The 25,886-nt window shown below is 72.9% G+C and carries 22 protein-coding genes; 11 read left to right on the top strand and 11 right to left on the bottom strand.

Annotated features, from left to right (window positions below; translation table 11 throughout):
* Positions 1–48: 48 nt before the first annotated feature.
* The 9 genes from ABD671_RS10930 to hrpA form a co-directional block, all read right to left on the bottom strand.
* Entirely contained in the window at positions 49–570 is a 522-nt protein-coding gene (locus ABD671_RS10930) for a type II toxin-antitoxin system PemK/MazF family toxin (protein ID WP_344733392.1), read from the bottom strand.
* 156 nt (positions 571–726) lie between these two features.
* A complete protein-coding gene (locus tag ABD671_RS10925; RefSeq protein WP_344733390.1) occupies positions 727–1,326 on the bottom strand; it encodes a hypothetical protein in 600 nt (199 codons plus the stop codon).
* Positions 1,327–1,364: 38 nt separating this feature from the next.
* Entirely contained in the window at positions 1,365–2,021 is a 657-nt protein-coding gene (locus ABD671_RS10920) for a TNT domain-containing protein (RefSeq protein ID WP_344733389.1), read from the bottom strand.
* Positions 2,022–2,080: 59 nt separating this feature from the next.
* Entirely contained in the window at positions 2,081–2,326 is a 246-nt protein-coding gene (locus tag ABD671_RS10915) for a hypothetical protein (protein ID WP_344733388.1), read from the bottom strand.
* Positions 2,323–3,915 carry a glycohydrolase toxin TNT-related protein gene (locus ABD671_RS10910; protein ID WP_344733387.1) on the bottom strand — a complete coding sequence of 531 codons (1,593 nt, stop codon included), beginning with the start codon at positions 3,913–3,915 and terminating at the stop codon, positions 2,323–2,325. Before ABD671_RS10910 ends, ABD671_RS10915 begins: the two co-directional genes overlap by 4 nt.
* The gene (locus ABD671_RS10905) at positions 3,912–4,574 is read right to left on the bottom strand and encodes a hypothetical protein (protein WP_344733385.1); all 663 of its coding nucleotides are present in this window, start codon (positions 4,572–4,574) and stop codon (positions 3,912–3,914) included. Before ABD671_RS10905 ends, ABD671_RS10910 begins: the two co-directional genes overlap by 4 nt.
* A complete protein-coding gene (locus ABD671_RS10900; RefSeq protein WP_344733384.1) occupies positions 4,571–4,903 on the bottom strand; it encodes a hypothetical protein in 333 nt (110 codons plus the stop codon). Before ABD671_RS10900 ends, ABD671_RS10905 begins: the two co-directional genes overlap by 4 nt.
* A 106-nt stretch (positions 4,904–5,009) precedes the next feature.
* The gene (locus tag ABD671_RS10895; RefSeq protein ID WP_344733383.1) at positions 5,010–5,717 is read right to left on the bottom strand and encodes a hypothetical protein; all 708 of its coding nucleotides are present in this window, start codon (positions 5,715–5,717) and stop codon (positions 5,010–5,012) included.
* An 8-nt stretch (positions 5,718–5,725) separates the two neighbouring features.
* Positions 5,726–9,661, bottom strand: a complete 3,936-nt coding sequence (gene hrpA / locus ABD671_RS10890) for an ATP-dependent RNA helicase HrpA (RefSeq protein ID WP_344733382.1) — start codon at positions 9,659–9,661, stop codon at positions 5,726–5,728.
* Positions 9,662–9,746: 85 nt separating this feature from the next.
* On the opposite strand from hrpA, the gene ABD671_RS10885 reads away from it, so the two are divergent.
* From ABD671_RS10885 to ABD671_RS10855, 7 genes are all read left to right on the top strand, one after another.
* Entirely contained in the window at positions 9,747–11,306 is a 1,560-nt protein-coding gene (locus ABD671_RS10885; RefSeq protein ID WP_344733381.1) for an FAD-dependent oxidoreductase, read from the top strand.
* 115 nt (positions 11,307–11,421) lie between these two features.
* Positions 11,422–11,976, top strand: coding sequence for a hypothetical protein (locus tag ABD671_RS10880; RefSeq protein ID WP_344733380.1), 555 nt, complete (start codon positions 11,422–11,424; stop codon positions 11,974–11,976).
* 649 nt (positions 11,977–12,625) lie between these two features.
* Positions 12,626–13,948 (top strand): HNH endonuclease signature motif containing protein, encoded by a 1,323-nt coding sequence (locus ABD671_RS10875; protein WP_344733379.1) that lies wholly within the window; start codon positions 12,626–12,628, stop codon positions 13,946–13,948.
* Between the two features lie 109 nt (positions 13,949–14,057).
* A complete protein-coding gene (locus ABD671_RS10870; protein WP_486348166.1) occupies positions 14,058–14,774 on the top strand; it encodes a response regulator transcription factor in 717 nt (238 codons plus the stop codon).
* A 3-nt stretch (positions 14,775–14,777) separates the two neighbouring features.
* Positions 14,778–16,289 (top strand): sensor histidine kinase, encoded by a 1,512-nt coding sequence (locus ABD671_RS10865; protein ID WP_344733376.1) that lies wholly within the window; start codon positions 14,778–14,780, stop codon positions 16,287–16,289.
* 63 nt (positions 16,290–16,352) lie between these two features.
* Entirely contained in the window at positions 16,353–17,582 is a 1,230-nt protein-coding gene (gene rocD / locus ABD671_RS10860) for an ornithine--oxo-acid transaminase (protein ID WP_344733375.1), read from the top strand.
* Between the two features lie 88 nt (positions 17,583–17,670).
* Positions 17,671–19,719 (top strand): glycosyltransferase family 39 protein, encoded by a 2,049-nt coding sequence (locus tag ABD671_RS10855; protein WP_344733374.1) that lies wholly within the window; start codon positions 17,671–17,673, stop codon positions 19,717–19,719.
* Here the strand turns inward: ABD671_RS10855 and ABD671_RS10850 are convergent.
* Positions 19,700–20,344: a TetR/AcrR family transcriptional regulator gene (locus ABD671_RS10850; protein WP_344733373.1), complete on the bottom strand. Its 645-nt coding sequence runs from the start codon at positions 20,342–20,344 to the stop codon at positions 19,700–19,702. The genes ABD671_RS10855 and ABD671_RS10850 overlap by 20 nt on opposite strands.
* 50 nt (positions 20,345–20,394) lie before the next feature.
* Here ABD671_RS10850 and ABD671_RS10845 point away from each other — a divergent pair, with 50 nt between their 5' ends.
* The 3 genes from ABD671_RS10845 to ABD671_RS10835 are packed head-to-tail and all read left to right on the top strand — an operon-like array spanning position 20,395 to position 23,353.
* On the top strand, positions 20,395–21,951 hold the full coding sequence (locus ABD671_RS10845) for a flavin-containing monooxygenase (RefSeq protein WP_344733372.1): 1,557 nt from the start codon (positions 20,395–20,397) through the stop codon (positions 21,949–21,951).
* Positions 21,948–22,784 (top strand): SDR family NAD(P)-dependent oxidoreductase, encoded by an 837-nt coding sequence (locus ABD671_RS10840; protein ID WP_344733371.1) that lies wholly within the window; start codon positions 21,948–21,950, stop codon positions 22,782–22,784. The genes ABD671_RS10845 and ABD671_RS10840 overlap by 4 nt, the downstream gene beginning before the upstream one ends.
* Before the next feature lie 47 nt (positions 22,785–22,831).
* Positions 22,832–23,353 carry a DUF402 domain-containing protein gene (locus ABD671_RS10835; protein WP_344733370.1) on the top strand — a complete coding sequence of 174 codons (522 nt, stop codon included), beginning with the start codon at positions 22,832–22,834 and terminating at the stop codon, positions 23,351–23,353.
* Here the strand turns inward: ABD671_RS10835 and ABD671_RS10830 are convergent.
* Complete coding sequence (locus tag ABD671_RS10830; RefSeq protein ID WP_344733369.1) at positions 23,306–24,676, bottom strand: threonine/serine exporter family protein; 1,371 nt, start codon at positions 24,674–24,676, stop codon at positions 23,306–23,308. The genes ABD671_RS10835 and ABD671_RS10830 overlap by 48 nt on opposite strands.
* A gap of 56 nt (positions 24,677–24,732) precedes the next feature.
* Here ABD671_RS10830 and ABD671_RS10825 point away from each other — a divergent pair, with 56 nt between their 5' ends.
* Positions 24,733–25,860, top strand: a complete 1,128-nt coding sequence (locus tag ABD671_RS10825; RefSeq protein WP_344733368.1) for a glutamate--cysteine ligase — start codon at positions 24,733–24,735, stop codon at positions 25,858–25,860.
* Positions 25,861–25,886: the final 26 nt, after the last annotated feature.

The following is a 25,886-nucleotide window of genomic DNA, read 5'->3' as shown; positions in this document are numbered from 1 at the left end:
CCTACCGGGGCGCTCGCGAGCCTCCCGCCCCCGACGACGAGACGACCGTCACGTGCCGGAGACGCCCAGCTGCGGGTGGAAGCGCGCGGCCGCCGCGACGACGTCCTCGAAGACCGCGCGGTCGAGGGCCGCACCCTCGCGGCGCACCGCGGCCTCGTCGAGCGGGATGAGGCGGTCCAGGCGCACCTCCGAGGGCCGGCGTTCGCGATCCCAGCCACCGCTGCCGACGTCTTGCCAGTGCCGACCGTGGCGGGCCTCGTCGGCGGCGTCGCGATCGTGGTCCTTGCTGGTGAGCATGAGGCAGAGCAGCCGGCCGCCGTCGCGGGCGAGGACGAGCACGGGGCGGTCCTTCCCCTGGCGGGGGTCCTCCTCGAAGGGCACCCAGGCCCACACGACCTCCCCCGGATCGGCACGGCCGTCGGCGCGGGGGGCGTAGGCGACACGGGGCGACGCACCCGCGTCGTGACGAGCCCCGCGCTCGGATCGGCGCTGGGATCGGCGCGTGGGGCGCGGCTCGGCGGGACCGCCGGTCCGGCGCGGTGCGAGCAGACGGCGCAGCAGGGACCTCATGGGGAGAACCTAATGCGGGCGCGGAGAGCCAGCGGAGAGTGAGGTGCGCCGAGCCGGGAGCGCCTCACGGCGCGTGGCCGCTCGTAGCGGCTGATGTTGGGACCCGGGGCTGCCACGACCCGGCGCACGTGGACCACCGTACGCCCGCGGGCAACCTCATGCGAGTCGATCGGCGAGTTCGGCGTGCCCAGCGGCCTCGAGCTGCTCGGCGAGGGTCAGCATGCGGGTGACGTCGTCCTGGGATCCGGACTCGGTGGCGCGTCCGGCGGCGATGACCCGGGCGAAGGCCGAGGCCCGGAAGAGGACGTCGGCGAAGTCGCCGACGGCGATGCCGCGCAGGACGTCGTCGATCATCTTGCGCAGCTGAGCGGGGCCGGGCGGCTCGGCGACACCGGCGACGACCCGTGCGACCGGGGCACGGTGGCGTCCGGCGTCGAACTCGCGTGCCACCAGGTGCGGGTCGGCGTGCACCCACTGGCGCAGCACGTAGAGCCGCCACAGGCAGCCGGCGAGACTGTCGGCGGGGGCGTGCGACCAGACCTCCGCGATCGCCTCGAGTCCTTCGGTGTCGGCGAGGTGCACGATGCGCTCGGCGAGCGCCGGGTCGTCGGCGCCGCGCACGAGCACCCGCGCCGCGAGCTCGCCGGCCTCGGTGAGGCCCGCGGGATCGTCGCCGCCGACGTAGGCGTCGAAGAACTCCGTGGTCTTCGGCGCGGGCCGGTGATGGCGGTGCGGGCGGTCGGGGCGGTCGGGCACCGCCTCAACCTACCCGCCGGTGCGTGGGCCGAGCCCCCTCACTCCTCGACGCGCAGCGGCACCAGCAGGGCGCGCAGCAGGAGGTCGCGCACGGTCAGCCCCTGCGGCAGCCGCAGGACGACGGCGCCGCCGGGCTGGCCGAACCAGGGCTCGGTGATGCGGGCCAGCACCGGTAGCGGGGCCGCGACCCCGAACGTGCGCAGGCCGAGGTCCGGCATCGTCGGGTCGAGCACGGCCGGCGGCAACGACCGTTCGGCGAACGGGGTGCCCTCGGGCCAGAGGAGGAAGCCGTCGAGGGCCCCGAAGCGGTCGACGACGGCGCCGTCCCACAGCTCGGTGCGCACCGAGGGGGCACCGGCGGAGGCGAGGCCCGAGCGGACCTCCTCGACGAAGCGGTCGCGGTGCACACCGGCCCGGGCCAGGAGTGCCCGATCGACCACCCGCGGGGACGGCAGCGCCGCAGTGCAGCGCTCGACGACGAACGCGAGGGCCTCGGCGAGATCGGAGCAGCGCTCGAGGACGTCCTCGCCTCCGTAGTCGGTGGCGAGCACCTCCACACCACCACCGGTCGGCGTGAGGTCGCGGACGACCAGGGCGCCCTGACGCAGCGCGGCGGGGGCGTCGCCCGGCAGGACCACGTCGGCATCGGGGACGCCGGCGGCTCGAAGACGATCGCGGGCGGCCTCGGGATCCATCAGTCGGTCTCCTGACCGTCGTGGGCGGGTAGGGGGCGTGGGATCGGAGGAGGACGGCGTCACGGTCGCGGCCGATGGATGCGCTCGACCTCGCGGCGCAGGAGGGCGACCAGGGCCGTCTCGTCCAGATCGCCCTCCAGGAGCTCCTCCTGCCCGCGTTCGAAGAACGAGAGGTTCCACCGGGCGCCGGCAGGCCGCACGACGAACCCCTGCTCCCGGCGGCCACCGGTCGAGAGTCCCTCGATCCACACGTCGTCGTAGGCCCGGGCATCGTGCCAGGCCTTGAAGTCACGCAGTGTCGTCATGAGACGGGCAACTCCTTGAGGTAGCCGTTGTCGATCAACCACTCGACATTCACCCGGGCACCCTGCGCGTCGGGGAAGTGGGCACCATCCAACAGGATCTGCAGCCCGCCACCGGGTTGCCCGAACCACGGCTCGATGTACCCGGTCTCGGCATCGAAGGGCCGCAGCACCTCGTAGCGGTGGTAGTCGAGGTTCGGACGGGTCGGGTCGAGGTTGCGCGGCGGGATGGCCCGCTCGGCGAAGGGGGTGCCATCCGGGGAGAGGAAGCGCCCCTTCTCGCTGCCGAACCGGTCGAGGACGTCGCCCGGCCGGTGCTGGAGGACGGCGCTCTGGCTGTCGGCGAAGCCGTTGGCGACATGGTCGGGCCACCGGTACTCCCCGGCCTCGTCGACGTACTGACGCAGGAACGTCGCGGCGTCGCCCGTATCGCCGAACCGGTCGTAGCCGGCCAGCAGATCGCCGAGCCGGCCGCTCGTGGGCAGATCGGCTGCCCCGAGGAGCCTGTTGCCCCCGGCGAAGAGGGACCCCAGAGCGGTGTCGCTGCTGCGCAGGGACCGCAGCATCGCCACAGCCCCCGTGGAGAGCGACCGCACGGCGCCGGCCATCTCGACGACAGCGGTCCTGCCGGCTGCCAGCACGTGTCCCGCGGCCCTGAGTGCACCGCCGGCTCGGAGGGCGCCTCGGATCGCGGCCAACGAGGTCAGGCCCTTCACGCCCGGGATGCAGCCGAGGAGCGCCAGGCCGACGTCGAAGAGGCTGCCCTCGCCGTCGGCGTACTTCATGAGGGCATCGGCCAGCAGCACGAGTCCGGCCGCGAAGACGAACCAGGCGATCGGTCCGCCGACGACGAGGGCGACGATCGCCAGAACGGCGACGACGACCTTCGCGACGGTCACGACGAAGTCCCAGGCGGCCTTGGCGCCGTCCTTGATCTTCTGCCAGCGGGACCGCTCGGGGATGCCGGCCTCGGAGGCCTCGTGGATGCGGCGTGTGGTCTCGCGGGCGTCGCTCTCGCGCGCGTCGCGAGCGTCCATCGCCAGCCGTCGGGCGAGATCGAGGCGACGTTCGGCGTCGTCGACGAGCCCCTGAGCCGCCGAACGCGCCTGCTCCGCCGCATGGAGCCGATCACGAGCGTCCTGCACCTGCTCGGGGGTCGGGGCCAGCGCGGTGAGAGCGGGGGCACGGTCGGCGAGATCGACGTCGCCGAGAGCGCTGGTCAACCGGGACCGGGCGTGCTCGAGGTCGGCCTTCGCCGAGCGCCCGTCGACGAGGGCACGGTCGGCGGCATGCTGGTGGGTCTCGAGCCGACCGGCCCACCACGTCATCGCCTCCGAGGCGAGGCGGTAGGAGTCGGCGACCTTGCCGAGCTGGTCGGGGAGCTTGCTCGATCGGGTGCGGAATTGATCGCCGGCCTGGCCGATCCAGGTGACGATCGCGTCGTCGCCGAGAAGACCGCGCAGCTTGCCCTCCGCGTACTGGGCCTCGGATCCGATCGCGCCCCACCGCCGCGCCACATCGCGGACGACGAAGGGGTCACCGGGGGTGGGATCGTCGAAGCCGAAAACCTCCTGCCAGTCGCGGGGCCTCATCGGCGGTCCCCCTCACGTGCATCGGCCTCCAACGGCACCACGCGGAAGGTGGAGGCGACGGCGTCGAACAGCTCGTGGAGCTCGTCGACCAACGGCAGCACCGGGGAGCTGAAGGCGAGGAGGAAGAGGCGGGCGCTGTCGCGGACCGGTACGGCGGTGACGGCGAACACGTGGCGCACCAGTCCGCCGCCGGGCAGCGGCGCGTCGTCGATGCCGACGCTGCGGGCGCAGGATGTGCCGCCGTCGAGCTGGACGATCGACGACCGCGACCACGGCGCGAGCGGGTCGGCGCCCCGGGGACGCTCGGTGAACCGTTCGTCGAGACCGATGGGCGCGGCGTCGGCCGCGGCCGAGGGATCCTCGACGAGTGAGATCGTGCAGGACCCGGTGATGGGTCCGTCCTCGGTCGGGAGGGCGAACCCTGCGGCGTAGACCGCACCGGAATCCCAGGCGTCGGCCGCCTGCCGGGTCAGGAGCGCGCGGACCGCGCCGCGCTGCTCCCACAGCTCCGGGATGCCGCGGGTGCGCTCATCGACCATCCGGCGGATGGCGTCGTCGCGCAGGGCGGGACGCAACTCGAGCTCGTACCAGCTCTGCGGGACGGTGATGGAGAAGCCGAGGCGGCCGGCGAGGCCGGCGAGCGCGGGTCCGCCGCTCACGGCGTCGGCCCCGCGGGAGGAGAGGTGGTCGGGGTGGACGACGTCACCGAGTCGCGCAGGCCGTCACGCAGGTCGTCGTCGGCCTGGCGGTAGGCCTGCGCGGACTGCTCGACCGCGCTGACGATCGCCTCGATGTTCTCCTTCACGCGACCGCGACCGTCGTCCCAGTGGTCCTCGAAGGAGTCGAGGGCCGAGGCGACATCGGCCGATCCCATGCTGCTCGCGCTGCCGTCGACGACCCGCCGGGTGTCGTCGAGGCCGCTCTTGATGGCGCCGAGCGACGAGACGAGCCCCTCCAGGCCGTCGATGTCGACTTCGAGGTCCCCCACGATGCGTCCTCACCTCGGCGGCGCCCCCGAGACGCCGCGTGCGCTGCGGACCTACCCGATTCTCGGCGTCCCAATCCTCGGTGCGGGGACGCCCATCACGACCACCTCAGGCCACGCGGATGCGCAGGCCGGCATCGGCCAGCAGGGACCAGCCGTCAGAGCCCTGGACGACGACGATCCCCGGCGGAAGCGCGAGCGCACCGGCGACCTGGAGGAGCGCGGCCCGAGGGTCGCTGCATCGCACCTCGACGTCGACCCGGTCGGCGGTCTCCACCGCCCGGCCCCGCGGACGCCCGCCTGCCGAGCGCAGCGCCTCGAGGATCGGACCGCTCCAGGCGGTGAGGTCGACCGGCTCCGCCGGCAGCGGGAGGGCGTCCGGTCGGGGCGGCCGGGCGGTGGCGAGGAGGCTCTCCCAGATCACGTCGGGGTCGCGGGCGTCGACGGGGCGCACCTGCACCAGGCGTCCCTCGGCGACGGTGCGGCGCGGCGAGGGCGCCGACGGGGTGGCCGAGGGCCCGGCGAGCGGGGTGACGGTCGCCGTCCCCCGCAGCTGCCAGCCGACGATCGGCGCCGTCCAGGCCTCGCCGCCGTCGGCGGCGAGATCACCGTCGAGCAGCAGGGCGCGCGCCGGCGCTCGCCCGTCGAGGAGACCGTGGCCGTCGTCGATCAGGGTGACGCGGGCGGGGCCGGTGACGCGCACCAGACCGCCGGAGCCGACGAACAGCCGTCCGCCCTCGGCCTCGACGAGACCGCCGTCGCCGACATGGAGCGTCTCGCCCTCGCGCACCGGCTCGGAGCGTCGGGTGGTCAGCACGTCGCCGCTCATGCCTCGGCCGCCAGGGCCTTGCGGATGCGCTGGTCGCTGACCGGCACGGCGGTGCCGAGCTGCTGGGCCCACAGCGAGATGCGGTACTCCTCCAGTAGCCAGCGCACGGTGCGCAGGGCGGCGCCCGGCGGCCGCCCCGGCGGCAGGGCCTCGACACGGTGCAGCCAGGTGTCCTGGAGGTCGGCGATCTGGTCGGCCAGCTGCCGGTCGCGGACGACGGCGGGCGCACCCTCGCCGAGCCGCTCGCGGCGCTGCCGGGCGGCGGCGAGGTAGGCGGGATAGCGCCGCAGCTGCGCGGCCCCGGCCTCGGCGACGAAGCCGCGCGCCATCAGGCGCCCGACCTGGGCACGCAGGTCGGTGAGCGCCGGCAGGAGAGGCAGGTCGGCACGGCCGGTGAGCAGCCGGTCGACCTCGCGCCACTCCCCCAGCACGCGCAACACGTCGGCGAGCACCGCGCGGATGCGCGGCTCCTGCTCGCGGGCGACCCCGGCCTTCAGCGCCTCGTACGCCGCGGCGTCGCGCACCGGGGGCCGCGCGTCGACGGCGTCGCCGAGCACCGCCAGGCGGCAGTCGGCGAGGAGGTCGGCGACGCTCGGATAGGGCGAGCCGGCGAGGCCGAGCTTCTCCAGGTTGGTCAGCGAGTCGAGGACGGCGGCCGTCGGGTCGGGCAGTTCGAGGGCGAGCAGCCGCCGGACGCCGAGGCGGTGGCGGGCGTCGCGCTCGTCGACGGAGCCGAAGACCTGGAGGCCCACGGCGTCCTGCTCGTCGACGAGGCCGGGGTGGACCGTGACCTCGTGGCCGGCACGCCGCTCGGTGTGCGTGGCGGGGATGGTGTCGAAGGTCCACGACGTCTGGCCGGTGGCCGCGATGCCGCTGGTGTCGGCGACCTCGGCGATGGCCTGCTGGAACTGCGGGCGCAGCGGCTCCTTCAGCGCGTCGAGGTCCTTGCCGCGTGCCTGCTCGGCGCCGGCGTCGTCGACGACGCGGTAGGTGGGGCGCAGGTGCTCGGGCACCTTCGACCAGTCCCACGCCTCGCGCGGGACGACGACGCCGGTGGTCGAGCGACACCAGCGTTCGAGGGCGTCGAGCAGCGGCTCCTCGCCGGCGGGCACGGTCGCCAGGAACTCCCGCGCCTTGTCGGGCGCGGGCACGAAGGAGACCCGCAGGTTCTTGGGCAGGCTGCGGATGAGCGCGGTGACCAGCTCCTCGCGCAGCCCCGGCACGATCCAGGAGAAGTCGTCGGCCTCGACCCGGTTGAGGGTGGCCACCGGCACCTCGATGGTCAGGCCGTCGTCGGCCGCCCCGGGCTCGAAGTGGTAGCTGATCGGGAACGTCAGGCCCTCCCCCACCCACTGCTCGGGGTAGTCGGCGAGCGCGACCTCCTCGGCGGTGTCGTGGGTGAGCATGTCGGGGTCGAAGGTGAGCAGGTCGGGACGCCGACGCCGCTCGTCCTTCCACCACCGGTCGAAGTGGGCGCCGCTGACCACCTCGGCGCCGACGCGGGCGTCGTAGAAGTCGAAGAGGGTGTGCTCGTCGACGACGAGGTCGCGGCGGCGCGCGCGGTGCTCGAGCTCGGCCGCCTCCTCGAGCATGCGGCGGTTCTCCTCCAGGAAGCGGTGCCGGCTGTGCCATTCGCCGTAGACCAGGGCGTGGCGGATGAACAGCTCGCGGGCCAGCGCCGGATCGACCTTGCCGTAGCTGACGAGCCGGTCGGCGACGAGCGGGACGCCGTACAGGGTGGCGCGTTCGTGGGCCATGACCGCGGCGCGCTTCTTCGACCAGTGCGGCTCGGAGTAGGTGCGCTTGACGAGGTCGCCGGCGAGCTTCTCGGCCCACTCGGGCTGGATCTCAGCGACCTGCCGGGCCCACAGCCGGCTGGTCTCGACGAGCTCGCCGGCCATCACGAACGCCGGCGGCTTCTTGGCCAGCGGGCTGCCGGGGAAGATCGCGAAGCGTGCGTTGCGGGCGCCGAGGTACTCGCGCAGCGGACGGCGTCCGCGGGGCGCGCCGGGCTTCTGGCGCTCCTTCTCCCGCTCCTCCAGCAGTCCGATCTGGGAGAGCAGGCCCGAGAGCAGGGCCTGGTGGATGCCGTCGGCGTCGGGCTCGTCGGCCGGGTGGCCGATGTGGATGCCCATCTCCTTGCAGACCGTGCGCAGCTGGGACTCGAAGTCCTGCCACTCCCGCACCCGCAGGTAGTTGAGGAACTCGCGCTTGCACATGCGCCGGAAGGCGTTGCCCGACAGCTCGCGCTGCTGTTCGCGCAGGTAGCGCCAAAGGTTGAGCCAGGTGAGGAAGTCGGACTTCTCGGCACGGAACCGGGCGTGCAGCTGGTCGGCCTGCGCCTGATGCTCGGCCGGGCGCTCGCGCGGATCCTGGAGGCTGAGGGCCGCGGCGATGACCAGCACCTCGCGCACGCAGCCGAGCCGTTCGGCCTCGAGGATCATCCGGCCCAGGCGCGGGTCGATCGGCAGCCGCGCGAGACGGCGTCCGATCTCGGTGAGGGCGGGTCCGCGGTCGGCGTCCTGCCGGGGCTTGAGCGCGTGCAGCTCCTCGAGCAACTGGACGCCGGAGGCGACGTTGCGGCGGTCGGGCGGCTCGACGAACGGGAAGCGGGCGAGATCGCCGAGGCCGAGGGAGGCCATCTGCAGGACGACGCTGGCCAGGTTGGTGCGCAGGATCTCGGGATCGGTGAACTCGGGGCGACCCTCGAAGTCCTCCTCGGAGTAGAGGCGGATCGCGATGCCGGGCGCGACGCGGCCGCATCGGCCCGAACGCTGGTTGGCCGAGGCCTGGCTGATCGGCTCGATGGGCAGGCGCTGCACCTTGGTGCGCACCGAGTAGCGGGAGATGCGGGCGACGCCGGTGTCGACGACGTAACGGATGCCGGGCACGGTCAGCGACGTCTCGGCGACGTTGGTGGCCAGCACAATACGGCGACCGGAGTGCGGCGCGAAGACCCGCTGCTGCTCGGCGGCCGAGAGCCGGGAGTAGAGCGGCACGACCTCGATGCCGCCGCCGCGGGTACCTCGGGCGGTGACGAGCTCGCCGAGCGCCTCGGCGGTGTCGCGGATCTCCCGCTCGCCGGGCAGGAACACCAGGATGTCGCCCGACCCCTCGGCCGAGAGCTCGCCGACGGCCTCGACGATCGCCTCGGTCTGGTCGCGCTGGATGGGTTCGCCGTCGTCGTCGTTCTCGGGCAGCTCCAGCAGCGGGCGGTAGCGCACCTCGACGGGGTAGGTGCGCCCGGAGACCTCGATGATCGGCGCCGGGGTGCCGTCGGGGGCGGCGAAGTGGGCGGCGAACCGCTCGGGGTCGATCGTCGCCGAGGTGATGATCAGCTTGAGATCGGGACGCTTCGGCAGCAGCTGCTTGAGGTAGCCGAGCAGGAAGTCGATGTTGAGCGACCGCTCGTGCGCCTCGTCGACGATGATCGTGTCGTACTTCCACAGCATCCGGTCGCGCTGGAGCTCGGCGAGCAGGATGCCGTCGGTCATCAGCTTCACGCGGGTGTCGCGGCTGGTCTGGTCGGTGAAGCGCACCTGGTAGCCGACCGGCGAATCCGGGCCGAGGGGGACGCCGAGCTCGTCGGCGATGCGCTGGGCCACCGATCGGGCCGCGATCCGGCGTGGCTGGGTGTGGCCGATGAGGCCGCCGCGGCGGCGCTGCTTGCCGTCGCGGGCCCGGTGCATCGTCGAGCGTCCACGGCCGAGCTCGAGGCAGATCTTCGGCAGCTGCGTGGTCTTGCCCGACCCGGTCTCGCCGGCCACGATCACGACCTGGTGGTCGCGGATGGCCTCCGCGATGTCGTCGCGGCGCTGGCTGACCGGCAGCTCGGCCGGATAGGTGATCGCGAGCTCCGGCCGGGGGCGCTCGCTCGACGCTGCGGCGCCGGACGTGGTGTCCGCGCTCGTGTCCGCCGTCGTCTCCTCCATGTCCGCGCCATCGTGCCAGGGGCCGCCACGCCGTGCCGAGTCCCGGGCCTTGCGAGAACACGTTCTACCGACGACGATCGGCCGCGTGACCGACGGCCAGCATGCCCCCGACTCCTTCTACGACGTGCTCGTCGTCGGCTCCGGTGGCGGCGCGATGACCGCCGCCTTCCTGGCCGCGCGCGCCGGGCTGCGCACCGCGGTGGTCGAGCGCACCGGCTTCCTCGGCGGCACCTCCGCCTACTCCGGCGGAGCGTGCTGGCTGCCCGGCAGTGCCGTGCAGCAGCGGGCGGGACTGCCCGACTCCACGGCGTCCGCGCGGGAGTACCTCGACGTCGTCCTCGCCGGGGACGCCGACTGGTCGCCCGATCCGGCGCGCATCGAGGCGTTCCTCGCCCAGGCACCCCAGCTGGTCGAGGAGCTCGAGGCGGCCGGCGTCCCGTTCGAGTGGCTGCCGTTCCCGGAGTACTACGACGCGCCCGGCCGGGTGCCGTCGGGCCGCTCGATCCAGCCCGTGTCGATCACCCGCGACGAGCTGCCTGCCGAGGTCGCCGCGCTGGTGCGGCCGCCGGTCGAGCGCGACCGCGCCGGCCAGGGCGGACGCCGCACGCTCTCGGGCGGTCAGGCGCTGATCGCGCGACTGGCCGCCGGCTTCGTGGAGGCGGGCGGCACGGTGCTGACCGGCCACTGCGTGCGGCATCTCCTCACCGAGGCCTCCGGCGGCGGCGACCGCGTCGTCGGCGTGTGGGCGACCACCGAGCACGGCGCCGTCGAGCTGCGGGCGCGGCGGGGCGTCGTCCTCGGGTCGGGCGGGTTCGAGGGCAGCGACGAACGGCGCGGCGAGCACGGCGTCCCGGGCGACGTCGCCTGGACCATGGCGCCGGCGGGCACCAACATCGGGGAGCCGATCGCGGCTGCGCTCGTCGCAGGCGCCGACGCCGACTGGACCGGCCTCGGCTGGTTCTGCCCGGGCCTGGAGCAGCCGGACGGCGGCGGCTCGTTCACCCTGGGCTTCCGCAGCGGCCTCATGGTCGACCGGTCGGGTCGCCGCTACGGCAACGAGTGCCTGCCCTACGACCGGTTCGGGCGGGTGATGGCGCAGGCCGCCGAACGGGTGCCGTCGTGGTTCGTCTTCGACTCCCGCGAGGGCGGGCGGCTGCCGGCGATCGCGATGCCGGAGGGCGACCCCGAGGCTCATCTCGCCGCCGGCACCTGGGTGCGAGCCGACACCATCGCCGACCTCGCGCTGCACCTCGGCATGGACGCCGCCGTGCTGGTCGAGCAGGTCGAGCGGTTCAACGGGTTCTGTCACAGCGGGGTCGATGAGGACTTCGGCCGGGGCGAGGACGAGTACGACACGTTCTTCGCCTTCGGCGAGAGCCCCGGCCCGAACCGGGCCCTGTGCCCGGTCGAGGTCGCGCCGTTCTACGCCGCGCGCTTCGTGCTCTCCGACCTGGGCACCAAGGGCGGGGTGCGCATCGACGCCGAGGGTCGCGCCCTGCGTCCCGACGGCACTGCGGTGCCGGGCCTCTACGCGTGCGGCAACGCGGCGGCGTCCCTCTTCGGGCCGTTCTATCCCGGCCCCGGGGCGCCGCTCGGCAGCGCGATGGTGATGGCGTCGCTGGCCGTGCGCGACCTGGTGGGCTGATCGGTCCTCACTGATCGCCCTTCGCTGATCGCCCTTCGCTGAGGGCGCGCGGCTCCCAGCCGGGGCCGGTGGATCCCACAGGATGCGCACAGGCTGCGGCTCCACGGTGGTCGCCATGACGACCTCCACCGACGCCGCTCCCCCTGCCTCCGCTCCCCCTGCCTCCGCTCCCCCTGCCTCCGGTCCCGCAGCGCGCGTGCCGCTCTCGCAACGCCAGCTCGGCTGGCGCGGCGTCGCGGCTGTCTCGCTGGTCTCCGTCGCCCTCGGCGGCGCCGGAGCCGCCGTGCTCGGCGCCGTCACCGGTGGCGGACAGGGCGGCTTCGGCGGCCCGGGCGGCTTCCGCGGCCCGGGCGGGGGCGGCTTCCCCGGTCAGATGGGTGGGCAGTTCGGCGGGCAGTTCGGGGGACAGCAGGGCGGGCAGCAGGGGCAGTTCGGGCAGATGCCGGGCCAGCCGGGACAGCTCGGGCAGCAGGGCCAGCAGGGGCAGGCGCCGACGGCGCCGTCGGGGTCGGCGTCGGCCGACCCGTCGGTCTGGAGCGCCGGCATCGCCGCCGGCACCCCCGTCGGGCGCCCGCACCCCCGCGCCCTGCACGGGGTCGCCGTCACCACCACCGCTCCCCGGGACGACGTGCGCCCGGACGCCGCGACGATCGTGACGACGGCGGTCTGAGGGGTTGGTCGTCCTCCGGTGGTCGAGGTGCGAGGCGCCCTGGCGCCGAGCCCGCGAGACCCGGCGGCATGACTGCTGACGGTGGAGAGGTCGTCGTTGCTCGGTGTCTGCTCCCGGCTTCCTTGTTCGCTTCGGGGAAAGGCTCCGGTTAGGGCGGTGGGTGGCGCTGTCGCCTGTCGGGTCGCCGCCTGCTTCGGGTTGAAAGGCGCCGGCTACGTGGGTGCCGGGTTGCTCTCGGTGTTCGGGTCGCCGTCGGCGTTGGGTCGAAAGGCGCCGGCTAGGCAGGTGGGTGGGCGCTGTCGCCTGTCGGGTCGCCGTCGGCGTTGGGTCGAAAGGCGCCGGCTACGCGGGTGGGGTTCCGGCTGCTGCTCGTCTCACCGGGCTTCGAGGCTCGCTTCGCTCGCACCTCAGCCACCGGCGATGCCTCCGGACCGGTGGTCGAGGTGCGAGGCGCCCCAGCGCCGAGCCGCGAGACCCAGCAAGATGGACGCCGACAGCAGGGACGATCTGCGGCTCCCGCCCGGTGGCTGAGGTGGCCGAGCCCCCGGGCGAGGGCCTCGAAGCCCAGACACCCGAATGGCAGCCAGGACCAGCGAGATTCAGCCCTCCGAACCCTTGTATTCGAACATGTGTTCGAGTAGGCTGAGGCATGGCCTCCACCACCCCACACCAGGATCTCCCCGAGCTTGCGGACCCGCGTGACCCGCGGTCCCTCCTGGTCCTCGCGCGCAATGCGCGGGTGGTGGCCGAGGACGCCGAACGATCCGTGTTCATCGCCGCCGCACGCTGGGCCCTCGCGCACCCGGCCGTCGATGAATGGGACAGCGCGTGTGTCCCCGGCACCGAACGCACCCTCGCCATCGCCGGCCAAGGTACACCCCTCGTCGCGGAGTTCTGCATCGACGAGTTCGCCGCCGCCATCGGCCTGTCCACCGACGCGGGGCACTACTACATCGGCGACGCCCTCGAACTCGCCACCCGTCTGCCCCGGTGCTGGCGACGGGTGGAGGCCGGCGAGGTGCCGGTGTGGCGGGCACGCAAGATCGCCCAAGCCACCCGACTCCTCTCACCCGAAGCCGTCGCTCTCGTCGATCAACGCCTGGCGTCGTTCGCGCACTCCATCGGCGGACGCGGCATCGAACAGACCGTCAAGGCAGCCGAAGCAGAAGCCGACCCCGAGCTCCTCAAGGCCAGGCGCGAAGCGGCCGACGACAAGCGACACGTCACCATCTACTCCCGCCACGTCGACTTCCACGGCAGGGTCGACATCGAAGGAGCCCTCGACCTCGCCGACGCGTTGGATCTCGAAGACGCCCTCGCGGCCGTCGCTGCCCAACTGAAAGACCTCGGCTGTGAGGAGTCGTTGGACGCCCGCCGGGCCATGGCACTCGGCGAACTCGCACGACGCGAAACACCCCTGACCTTCGACGCGGCTGGCGAGGTGGGGCCGCCGGTCCGGTCCAAGCGGACCCTCCAGCTCTACGTCCACATCAGCCACGCCCCCGGCGAGAACCCCTTCGGTACGGCCGCTCGGGTCGAGAACACCCGCACCGCCCTCGACCTCGACACCCTCCGGTCCTGGTGCACCGACCCCGACACCCAGATCCACGTCCGACCCGTCCTCGACCTCGCCGAACACCGGTCGAGCGAGTCCTACGAGATCCCCACACTCCTCCGGGAACAGGTGATCCTCAGAGACGTCACCTGCGTCTTCCCCCACTTCACCAGGCCCGCCAGATCAGCCGACATCGACCACATCGTCCCCTGGGATCAAGGCGGAAGCACCAGCACAGACAATCTCGCCGCCCTGTGTCGACATCACCATCGTGTGAAGACCCACCACGGCTGGACCTACACCAGCACCAGCGGACCACCCGGCACCGGCGGCACGAGCTATCTCTGGACCAGCCCCCACGGCCAGCACTACCTCCGCACAGCCACCGGCACCACGCCTCTCACGACGACAGCCTGAACCCACGACGGGTTCGGGCCCGTCGTGCTGTCCCAGGGGTCTCGCGCCGAGAGTCCCAGCCCGGCAAGATGTGGCGCACAGGAATCTCACAGACAGCTGGCTCACAGTGATGCCCATGGACCTCACCCGCCCTGATGGATCTCCCCTGCGCGTCCTCGTCGTCGACGACGAGGTCAACATCGCCGAGCTCATCTCCATGGCCCTGCGCTACGAGGGCTTCGGCGTGGAGATGGCCCACACGGGGTCGAAGGCGGTGCAGGCGGCGCGGGACTTCCAGCCCGACGCGGTGGTCCTCGACATCCAGCTCCCCGACTTCGACGGCCTGGAGGTGCTGCGGCGGATGCGCGGCACCGACCCCGACCTGCCGGTGGTGTTCCTGACGGCGCGCGACGCCGTCGAGGACCGCATCGCGGGCCTGACGGCGGGCGGCGACGACTACGTGACCAAGCCCTTCTCGCTGGAGGAGCTGGTGGCCCGGCTGCGGGGCCTCATGCGACGCGCGGGCGCGCAGCAGGCGGCGTCGTCCTCGGTGCTGACCGTCGGCGACCTGACCCTCGACGAGGACAGCCACGAGGTCTTCCGCGACGGCCAGGAGATCAACCTGACCGCCACCGAGTTCGAGTTGCTGCGCTTCCTCATGCGCAACCCGCGGCGGGTGCTGAGCAAGGCGCAGATCCTCGACCGGGTCTGGAACTACGACTTCGGCGGCCAGGCGAACGTCGTGGAGCTCTACATCTCCTACCTGCGCAAGAAGATCGACGTCGGCCGCGAGCCGATGATCCACACGATGCGCGGCGCCGGGTACGTGCTGAAGCCGACCGGCTGACGCATGCGCGACCGCCTGCTGCCCCGCACCCTCACCTCCCGCCTGGTCCTCACCGCCGCGGCCATCGCGCTGCTGGCGACCGCCCTCGTCGGCACGATCTCGACCCTCGCGGCACGCAACTACCTCGACGACCAGCTCTCCCGCGACGTGAAGTCGAGCCTCCAGCGGGCCGAACGCATCCCGCCGCTGGCGGTGCTCCAACAGCCGCCGGCGCAACCGCAGACGGGCGCCCCGGGCGATCCGGACGGCGACGGCCGCTACGGGAGCCGCGACCTGTACGGCCCGGGCGACGCCGTCGGCACGTTGACCGCGTTCTCCCGCGACGCCCTGGCGTCCGGCACCGGCTGGTTCGGCGGCATCGTCGAGCAGGCCGACAACGGCCGCACCAGTCGGGTCGACCTCACCGACGAGGAGAGCGAGCTGCTCAGCTCGGTGCCGGCCGACGGCCGCCCCCATCGCGTCGATCTCGGCGATCGCGGCACCTACCTGGTGGCCGTCGACGCCCAGGGCGCCGTCGCCGCCGGCCTGCCCACCGCGAAGGTCGACGACGTCGTCACGAACCTCGTGCGCTCTACGCTCCTGCTCGGCCTCGGCGTCATCCTGCTCGCCTCGCTGGCCGCGTCCGCCCTGGTGCGTCGCCAGCTGCGTCCGCTGCGCGAGGTCGCCGAGACGGCCCACACCGTCTCCGAGATCCCGTTGGCCGACGGCGAGATCGATCTCGACGAGCGGGTGCCGTCCCATCTCACCGACGAGCGCACCGAGGTCGGCCAGGTCGGTGCCGCCCTCAACACGCTGCTCGACCACGTGGCCGACTCCCTGGAGGCGCGACACCGCAGCGAGCAGCAGGTGCGCCAGTTCGTCGCCGACGCCTCCCACGAGCTGCGTACCCCGCTGGCGACCATCGCCGGCTACACCGAGCTGGCCCGACGCCGTCCCGACGACGCCGCGATGTCGGCGACCGCGCTGGGCAAGGTCGAGGAGGAGGCGGCGCGCATGACCGCGCTCGTCGAGGACCTGCTGCTGCTGGCCCGCCTCGACTCCGGGCGCCCGCTCGAGCGCGAGCCCGTCGACCTCGTGCGCCTGTGCCTGGAGGCGGTCACCGACGCCCGCGTCGTCGCCCCCGAGCACCGCTGGCAGCTCGAGACCCCCGGCGAGGACGCCGCGTGCGAGGTGCTCGGCGACGAGCTGCGCCTGCACCAGGTGCTCACCAACCTGCTGACCAACGCCCGCAAGTACACCCCGGCCGGCTCGACGATCACCGTGACCGTGCTGCCCCAGGGCTTCCGGGTGCACGACGACGGCCCGGGCTTCCCGCCCGACCTGCTCGAGCACGCCTTCGAGCGCTTCGCCCGCGGGGACGCCGCCCGCACCCGCGCCGGCGGCGTGGGCCTGGGCCTGGCGCTCGTCGAGGCGATCGTCACCTCCCACGGCGGCACGGTGTCGCTGCGCTCGCAGCCGGGCGACACCGTCATCGAGGTGGAGCTCCCCGCGGCCATCCCGTCGGCCATCCCCTAGGTCATCGAGCGACCCCGGTGCTACGCTCCTGTCAGATTGTCTGACAATTTCTGGGAGGCACCGATGACCATCGTGAGCGAGCAGCGCACCGGCGAGATGTTCCGTCGCGCCGAGGAGCACACGGCGCACAACTACCACCCGCTTCCGGTGGTCATCGATCACGCCGAGGGCGCCTGGATGACCGACGTCGACGGACGCCGTCACCTCGACCTGCTGGCCGGGTACTCCGCCCTCAACTTCGGCCACGGCCACCCCGACCTCCTGCGCGTCGCCCACGAGCAGCTCGACCGGCTCACCCTCACCAGCCGCGCCTTCGTGCACGACCGGTTCGCCTCCTTCACCGAGGCCCTCGCCGACCTGTGCGGCAAGGACATGGTGCTGCCCATGAACACCGGCGCCGAGGCCGTCGAGACCGCCATCAAGGTCGCCCGCAAGTGGGGCTACGAGGTCAAGGGCGTGCGCGACGGCGCGGCCCGCATCATCGTGGCCTCCGGCAACTTCCACGGCCGCACCACCACCATCGTCGGCTTCTCCGACGACCCCGACGCCCGCGACGGCTTCGGTCCCTTCACCCCCGGCTTCGTCACCGTCCCCTACGGCGACCTCGCCGCCCTCGAGGCCGCGATCCTCGCCGACCCCGCCTCCACCGTCGCCGTGCTCGTCGAGCCGATCCAGGGCGAGGGCGGCGTGATCATCCCGCCGGCCGGCTACCTGCGCGGCGTCCGCGAGCTGTGCACCCGCCACGACGTGCTCTTCGCCGCCGACGAGATCCAGGCCGGCCTCGGCCGCACCGGACGCACCTTCGCGTGCGACCACGAGGACGTCGTCCCCGACATGTACGTGCTCGGCAAGGCGCTCGGCGGCGGCATCGTGCCGGTCTCGGCGGTCGTCGCCGACCGCGACGTCCTCGGCGTCCTGCGCCCCGGCCAGCACGGCTCGACCTTCGGCGGCAACCCGCTCGCCTGCGCGGTCGGCGAGGAGGTCGTGCGCCTGCTCGCCACCGGCGTCTACCAGCAGCGTGCGGCCGAACTCGGCGTCCTCCTGCACGACCGGCTCGCAGCGATGGTCGGCCACGGCATCGTCGGGTTCCGCACCCGCGGCCTGTGGGCCGGCGTCGACATCGACCCGAACGTCGGCACCGGCCGCGCGATCTGCGAGCGGCTGCTCGAGCGCGGCGTGCTGGCCAAGGACACCCACGGCTCCACCATCCGGCTCGCGCCGCCGATCGTGATCTCCGCCGACGACCTCGCCTGGGGCCTCGACCAGCTCGCGGCGGTCGTCGCCGGCTCCTGACCGGGGCCTGACCGGGGCCTGAGAGCCCCACAGGAAACCGACAGGCCAGCTTCACGCTCGCCTCAGAGGGGGCGCCGACAGTGGTCCCATGACCACCGTCGCGCCTCCTCCCTCGGCCCCGTCCGCCCCGTCGCCCACCTCGCCACCCGAGGGCTCGGGTGACGGACGCCGTGCGCTCCCGTGGGAGCGGATCGGGCTCGCCGCCCTCCTCGCCGCCACCGCGGCGCTCTACCTGATCGGGCTCTCGGAGTCCGGCTGGGGCAACTCCTTCTACGCCGCCGCCGCGCAGGCCGGCTCGGAGTCGTGGAAGGCGTTCTTCTTCGGCTCCTCCGACGCCGCGAACTCCATCACCGTCGACAAGACGCCGCTGGCGCTGTGGCCGATGGGCCTCTCGGTGCGGATCTTCGGCCTCTCCAGCTGGAGCATCCTGGTGCCGCAGGCCCTCGAGGGCGTCGCGTGCGTCGCCGTCCTCTACGCGGCGGTCAAGCGCGCCACCGGTTCGGCCGGTGCGGCCCTGCTCGCAGGCGCCACGATGGCGCTGACGCCCGTAGCCGTGCTGATGTTCCGCTTCGACAACCCCGACGCGATGCTCGTCCTGCTGCTCACCGGCTCCGCGTACGCCGTCCAGCGGGCCGTGGAGGCCAGCCGCACCGACGGCGGTCGCCCGACCCGCTGGCTCGTGCTCGCCGGAGCGCTCGTCGGCCTGGGCTTCCTGGCCAAGATGCTCCAGGCGTTCCTCGTGCTGCCGGCCCTCGGCCTGGCCTACCTGATCTTCGCCGGCGTGCCGCTCGCCAAGCGCTTCGGGCAGCTGCTGCTCGGCTTCGGTGCGATGGTGCTCGCCGCCGGATGGTGGATCGCGATCGTCGAGCTGTGGCCGGCGTCCTCGCGGCCCTACATCGGCGGCTCGCAGAACAACTCGATCCTCGAACTGACCCTCGGCTACAACGGCTTCGGACGACTGACCGGCAACGAGACCGGCTCGGTCGGAGGCGGCGGTGGCGGCAACGGCGGCGGCATGTGGGGCGAGACCGGCCTCGGGCGCCTGTTCAACGACGAGATCGGCGCCCAGGCGGCCTGGCTCATCCCGGCCGCGCTCATCCTCGGCATCGCCGCGCTGCTGCTGGTGCGTCGCCTGCCCGTGCTGGAGCGGGTGCGGGCGCGTGCCGGCGTCACGATCTGGCTGGGCTGGCTGGTCACCACCGGCCTCACCTTCAGCTTCATGGCGGGCATCTTCCACGCCTACTACACCGTCGCCCTCGCCCCGGCGATCGGCGCCCTCGTCGGCATCGGCGGCTGGGCTGCCTGGCAGCGGCGCACGTCCCTGTGGGCCGGCGCCGTACTCGGCGCGACGCTCGCCTTCACCTCCGTGTGGGGCTTCGTGCTGCTCGGTCGCAGCGACTGGCAGCCCTGGCTGCGCTGGGTCGTGCTGATCGGCGGCCTCGCCACCGCCCTCGTGCTGGCCGGTGTCTCGCTGCTGCCGCGCCGGATCGCCGCCGCGACCGCGCTGCTGGCCGTCGTCCTGGGCCTCGCGGCTCCGGGCGCCTACTCCCTGGCCACCGCCTCCGAGCCGCACACCGGCTCGATCCCCAGCGCCGGTCCGGCCGGCTCCGGCGGCTTCGGGTTCGGCGGCGGACGCCCCGGCGGCATGGGCGGCATGCCCGGCGGGACGCCTCCGACCGGCACGCAGGGGACGCCTCCGACCGGCACCCAGGGCGGCACCCAGGGCGGTCTCATGGGCACCCTCGGCCAGGGCATGCGGTCGGCGGGCAGCCTCATCGACGGCAGCGACCCGAGCGCGGAGATGGTCGCCCTGCTCGAGCAGGACGCCGACTCCTACACCTGGGTCGCGGCGACCATCGGCTCGCAGAGCGCAGCCGGCTACCAGCTCGCCACCGAGCACTCGGTGATGCCGATCGGCGGGTTCAACGGCAGCGACCCGAGCCCGACGCTCGCGCAGTTCCAGGCCCTCGTCGCGGACGGCGAGATCCACTACTTCATCGGCAGCGGGGTCTCGGGCATGGGCAGCATGGGTGGCAGCGACGCCGCAGCGGAGATCGCGGCGTGGGTGGCGGCGAACTACACCGCCCAGACCGTCGACGGGACGACGGTCTACGACCTCACGAGCCCGACGTCCTGAGCGCCGCCAGCTGGGCGGCGACCTCGTCCGGCAGCGGTGCGACGACACCGACGAGGGCCGGCAGGGTGGCGGTCACGATGACGATCAGCTCGTCCTTCGTGACCGCCCCCGGGTCGGCCTTCCAGCCCAGCACGAGCTCCTCGACCATCGCCGCCCACCCGCGCACGACGAAGCGGGTGGCCGGGGTGTCGGGCACCAGGGTCTCCTGGTCCTCGCGGAAGATGCGGTCGGTCAGGGCTGCGCGGGCCTCGTCGTAGATGTCGCGGATCGACTCGTTTCCGCCGCCCGCACCGCGGACCAGCGAGAGGTAGCCCTCGTAGTTGGCGTCGACGTAGTCGACATAGGCGCTCATCGAGGCCAGCAGCCGCTCGACCGGATCGCCGGCGACAGGCGGCGCGGTCTGGGCGATGAGGTCGTCGGCGGCCCGCCGGACCACCGCCCGGTGGAAGTCGTGCTTGTTGCCGAAGTAGTGGTAGAGCAGCCCCCGCGAGATGCCGGCCTCCTCGGCCAGCATGTCGATGCTCAGCTCGTCGAGCGATCGGTCGGCCAGCAGGCGCACGCCGAGGTCGAGCAACTGGTGGCGGCGCTGCTCGGGCGTGAGGCGGGTACGCGTGGGCAGGGACACGTGCGTGAGTCTATTGACGTTTTTTCAATAGCGCCAGTAGCGTCGGTCCCATGTCCCACTCCCCCACCCGCCGCGACCCGTCCGTGCAGCGGGTCCGTCACCTCGTCATCGGCGCCGGCTTCGGCGGCCTGTGCGCGGCGATCAAGCTCAACGAGGCCGGCGAGTCCGACTTCGTCGTCATCGAGAAGGGGTCCGACGTCGGGGGCACCTGGCGCGACAACACCTATCCGGGCGCCGCCTGCGACGTCCCCTCCCAGCTCTACTCCTTCTCCTTCGCCTCCAATCCCGACTGGACGATGTCGTTCTCGCCCCAGCCGGAGATCCAGGCCTACATCCAGCGGGTCGCCCGCCGCTCGGGCACGCTGGACCGCTTCGAGTTCGACACCGCCGTCCTCAGCGCACGCTGGGACGACGCCGCCGCCCGCTGGGTCGTCGAGACCACGCGCGGCACCTACCTCGCCGAGACCGTGATCTCCGCGGCCGGCGGACTCTCGGAGCCCAAGCTGCCCGAGATCGAGGGCATCGAGAGCTTCGGCGGGGAGCTCTTCCACTCCGCCCGCTGGAACCACGACGTCGACCTCGCCGGCAAGCGGGTGGCCGTCATCGGCACCGGCGCGTCGGCGATCCAGATCGTGCCCCAGGTGCAGCAGGTCGCCGCGCACCTCGACGTCTACCAGCGCACCGCGCCGTGGGTGATCCCGCGCAACGACCGCACCTACTCCGGTCTCGAGCGGGCCGCGCTCAAGCACCTCCCGCCGCTTCGCCGGGCCTACCGCACCGGCATCTACTGGGGTCGCGAGGGCTACGTGCCGGCGTTCACCCGGCTGCCGAAGCTGGCGCTGCCGGCGCAGCAGATGGCCCGCGCCAACATCCGACGCGGCATCGCCGACCCCGAGCTCCGCGCGAAGGTCACCCCGGACTTCGCGATCGGCTGCAAGCGCATCCTCATCTCGAACACCTACTACCCGGCGCTCGCGGCCGACAACGTCGACCTGGTGACCGAGCGCATCGCGCGGGTCACGCCGTCCGGCATCGTCACCGCCGACGGCGTCGAACGGCCCATCGACGTCCTCATCGTCGCGACCGGCTTCTACACCACCGAGCTGCCGATCACCGAGCACCTCGTGGGCCGCACCGGGCGCACCCTCGCGGAGCGCTGGAGCGAGACGGGCATGGCGGCCTACAAGGGCACGACCGTGCCGGAGTTCCCGAACCTCTTCCTCATCGTCGGCCCGAACACCGGCCTGGGGCACTCGAGCATGGTGTTCATGATCGAGTCCCAGGTCGCCTACATCGTCGACGCCGTCCGCACCCTGCGCCGCGAGGGCCTCGCTGCCCTCGAGGTCACCGAGGACGCCGCCTCCGCGTTCAACGCCGACCTCCAGCGGCGCATGCAGCCGACGGTGTGGAACACCGGCGGCTGCTCGAGCTGGTACCTCGACGAGCACGGCAACAACACCACCCTGTGGCCCCGCTCGACCTTCACGTTCAAGAGGCTGCTCGCGCGTTTCGACCGCGACGCCTACCACCTGACGCCGGGCGCCCGTCCGGTCGTCGCGGAGACCGTCTCCACCGCAGCGCCCACCCACGAGGAAGTGACCGCATGAAGAACCTCGCCGACAAGGTCGTCGTCATCACCGGCGCCGGCTCCGGCATCGGCCGGGCCCTGGCCCTCAACCTCGCCGGCAAGGGCGCGATCCTCGCGCTCTCCGACGTCGACGAGGCCGGCCTGGCCGAGACGGTCGACCGGGCCAAGGCCGCCGGCGCCACGGAGGTCCGCTCCGACCGCCTCGACGTCGCCGACCGCGCCGCGATGACCACCTACGCCGACGCGGTGGCCGACCAATTCGGTCGCGTCAACGTCGTCATCAACAACGCCGGCGTCGCGCTGGCGGGCGACTTCGTCGACCTCGCCTACGACGACATCGACTGGATCATCGGCATCAACTTCTGGGGCGTCGTCCACGGCACGAAGGCGTTCCTGCCGCACCTCATCGCCTCCGGCGAGGGCCACCTGGTCAACCTGTCCTCGCTCTTCGGCCTGCTCTCGATCCCGGGCCAGAGCATGTACAACGCCTCCAAGTACGCCGTTCGCGGCATGACCGAGGCGATCCGCGAGGAGATGCTCATCGCCGGCCACAACGTCGGCGTCACCTCGGTGCACCCGGGCGGCATCAAGACCGCGATCGCCCGCAACGCGCGGGTCTCGGCGAAGGAGAACAAGGAGGCCACGGCCAAGCTGTTCGACAAGAAGCTCGCCCGCATGACGCCGGAGAAGGCCGCCGAGATCATCGTCCGCGGCATCGAGAAGAACCAGGCCCGCGTGCTCGTCGGCCTCGACGCCCACGCGCTGCACACCTTCGCGAAGTTCACCGGCTCGCGCTACCAGGACATCGTCGCTCAGGTCTCGAAGAAGACCCTCCCGGCGAAGATCGTCTGAGCCTCCTCACCGCGCGTCCGTCACCGGCCTCCCCTAGGGTCGCTCCCATGGGGAGGCCGGTGCACGTGCGGATGACGAAGTGGGGTGACCGGCCGCACTGGGAGTACCGGGCCGTGCACCTCGGCACCGACGAGCACGGCGACTGGTTCGGCTGCCCGCGCGGCACCCATCACGAGCGACCGGGACTGGCCTTCGACTCCGAGGTCGACAAGGTCGTGCTCGCTCCCCGCGCCGGCGGCTGGAAGGCCAGCCTCTACGCCCCGGGCATCTGGGTCGACACCTACGTCGACGTCTCCACTCCCCCCGTGTTCGACGGCGAGGTGCTGCGCGCGATCGACCTCGACCTCGACGTCATCCGCGCGGCTGACGGCTCGGTGTTCCTCGACGACGAGGACGAGTTCGTCGAGCACCGCGCCCTGTTCGGCTATCCCGACGACGTCGTCCGCGAGGCCGAGGCCACCGCCGCCTGGCTCCTGGACGCCGTCCGCGAGCGGCGAGCACCCTTCGACGGCGTCACCGCCTCAGCCTGGCTCGCGCGTCTCGCCGACCTCGCCGACGGGCGCCGCTGAGGGACGCCGCTTCGCGCGCAGCGGACCGACCAGCCGCGGACCGGCCAACCGGGACTCCAGCTTGCGGGCCTCCCGCTCGAGCGGTTGGGCGATGTACTCGCCGAGGATCACGCCCGAGGCCAGCGCGATCGCCACCGAGGCGGCGGTGATGATGGCCAACAGCCCCTCGGAGGTGGCCGCGCGTCCGCCGTCCTCGGCCAGCAGGGAGAGGCCGCGGTAGATCGAGAGGCCCGGCAGCTGCGGCACCACCGCGGGCACCACGATCACCAGCGGCGGCACCCGCAACCGGCCCGAGAGCGTCCAGCTGACCAGGCCGACGAAGAGTGCCGAGATCGCCACCGACCACGGGCCGCGGAAGCCCTGGGAGGAGATCGCCTGGGAGATGAGCATCGCGACGCCGGCGACGACGCCGATCGGCGCGAGGCTGCGCCTGGGCGCGTAGGTGGCGTAGCCGAAGGCGGCCGCGCAGACCGCGCCGCCGAGGGCCATGAGGCCGGCCGACTTCACATCGACGGCACCCGGATCGAGGCGACCGACGTCGACGCCGATCGCGTCGGCGAACGACAGGCCGCCCGACACGCCGGCGATGATGCCCGCTGTGGCGAGCATCGCCTCGGTGATGCGGGCGCCCGCGGTGACGTAGAAGCCGGTCAGGGCGTCCTGGAGCGCGCCCATGAAGCCGACCCCCGCCAGCAGCATGACGATGTTGGCGGTCACGACCAGCGAGGTGTCGACCGGCAGGTCGGCGGCCGCCGCCGCGACCGCGATGACCGTGGCGATCGCTCCGCCGGCCACCTGCCGGTAGAAGGCCGGCAGCCGGCGCCGGGCCATGCGCAGCTGGAGCCGGTCGATGGTGACCGCGGCCAGGAACGCGAGGACGACGACGAGCAGGCTGCCGCCGAACTGCACGCCCACCGCGCCGCACATGACGCCCCAGCCGAGGGTCACCTTCCACCGGGCGGTCGGGTGCCCGGAGGAGACCAGCCGGGCCAGCCGGGCCCGTGCCTCGCGCAGGTCGACCCGGTCGGCGAGCAGGTCGCGCACCAGGTGGTCGACCTGGGTGAGGTCCTCGTAGTCGATGTCGCGATGCTTGATGAGCCGGGTGTGGCTGACCGGCTGCTCCTCCGGCGCGGCCTGGAAGCTCATCGTCAGGTTGGTGAAGGTGACGTCGAGGTCGGGATGGCGCAGGCCGAGGTGCCGCGCGACCGACTGCATGGTGGCCGTGACGTCGGCCGCGCCGGCGCCCGAGGACAGCAGCACCTCGCCGATACGCAGGCACAGGTCGATGGTGAGGTTGACCTCCCTGGGCTCCAACGATGTCACGCGGGCGATGCTGTCATGTCGGCCTGCGATGGCGGTGATTGTGGAAGGCTGATCGCGTGCGGATCGACTTCCGGGCCTCGCCCCGACCCACCCTGGGGGTGGAGTGGGAGTTCGCGCTCGTCGACCGCCGCACCCGCGACCTGCGCAACGAGGCCGCCCACCTCTTCGCCCGGGCCAAGGCCCGGATGCCCGACCCCGAGCGGCTGCACAAGGAACTGCTGCGCAACACCGTCGAGGTCGTCACCGGCGTCTGCGATTCCGTACCCGAGGCCATGGCCGATCTGCGCCGCACGCTGCACGCCGTGGTGCCGGCCGCCGACGAGCTCGGCCTCGACCTCTACGGCGGCGGCACGCACCCCTTCGCCTCTTGGACCAGCCAGCAGCTGACCGAGGGGGTGCGCTACGAGGAGCTGATCAACCGCACCCAGTGGTGGGGGCGCCAGATGCTCATCTGGGGCGTGCACGTGCACGTCGGCATGGCCGAGCGCGACCGGGTGATGCCGGTGCTCTCGGCACTGCTCACCTACTACCCGCACCTCCAGGCACTCTCGGCCTCCTCCCCGATCTGGTCGGGCGTCGACACCGGTTACGCCTCGAACCGGGCGCTGATGTTCCAGCAGCTGCCGACCGCCGGCCTGCCCTTCCAGTTCACCGACTGGTCCGAGTTCGAGCACTTCGTCTCCGACCAGCTGACGACCGGCGTCATCGACGAGCTCAACGAGATCCGCTGGGACGTGCGGCCCGCCCCGAACCTCGGCACCCTCGAGACGCGCGTCTGCGACGGCATCTCGACCTTCGCCGACCTCGCCCCGATCGTCGCCCTCATCCACTGCCTCGTCGTCGACCTCGACGCCCGCATCGCGGCCGGCGAGACGCCGGTCGTGCTGCCGCCGTGGCACGTGCAGGAGAACAAGTGGCGGGCCGCGCGCTACGGGCTCGACGCGATCGTCATCCTCGATGCGCGCAACGAGGAGCGGCTCGTCACCGACGACCTCGCCGACCTGCTGGTGCGCCTCGCGCCGGTCGCCGACCGCCTCGGCTGCGCGGCCGAGCTGGACGGCGTCCGCGGGATCCTCGAGCGGGGGGCGTCCTACCAACGCCAGCGTGCGGTCGCCAGCGAGACCGGCGGCGACTTCATCGCCGTGGTCGACGCCGTCGTCCGCGAGCTGCGCGCCAGCCTCTGACCCGCCGACGGACCACCATCAGACTC

The sequence above is a fragment of the Nocardioides fonticola genome (genome assembly GCF_039536805.1).
Lineage (GTDB): Bacteria > Actinomycetota > Actinomycetes > Propionibacteriales > Nocardioidaceae > Nocardioides > Nocardioides fonticola.
Note: the sequence above shows the minus strand (reverse complement) of the source record. Positions and strands in the feature narration are given on the sequence as shown.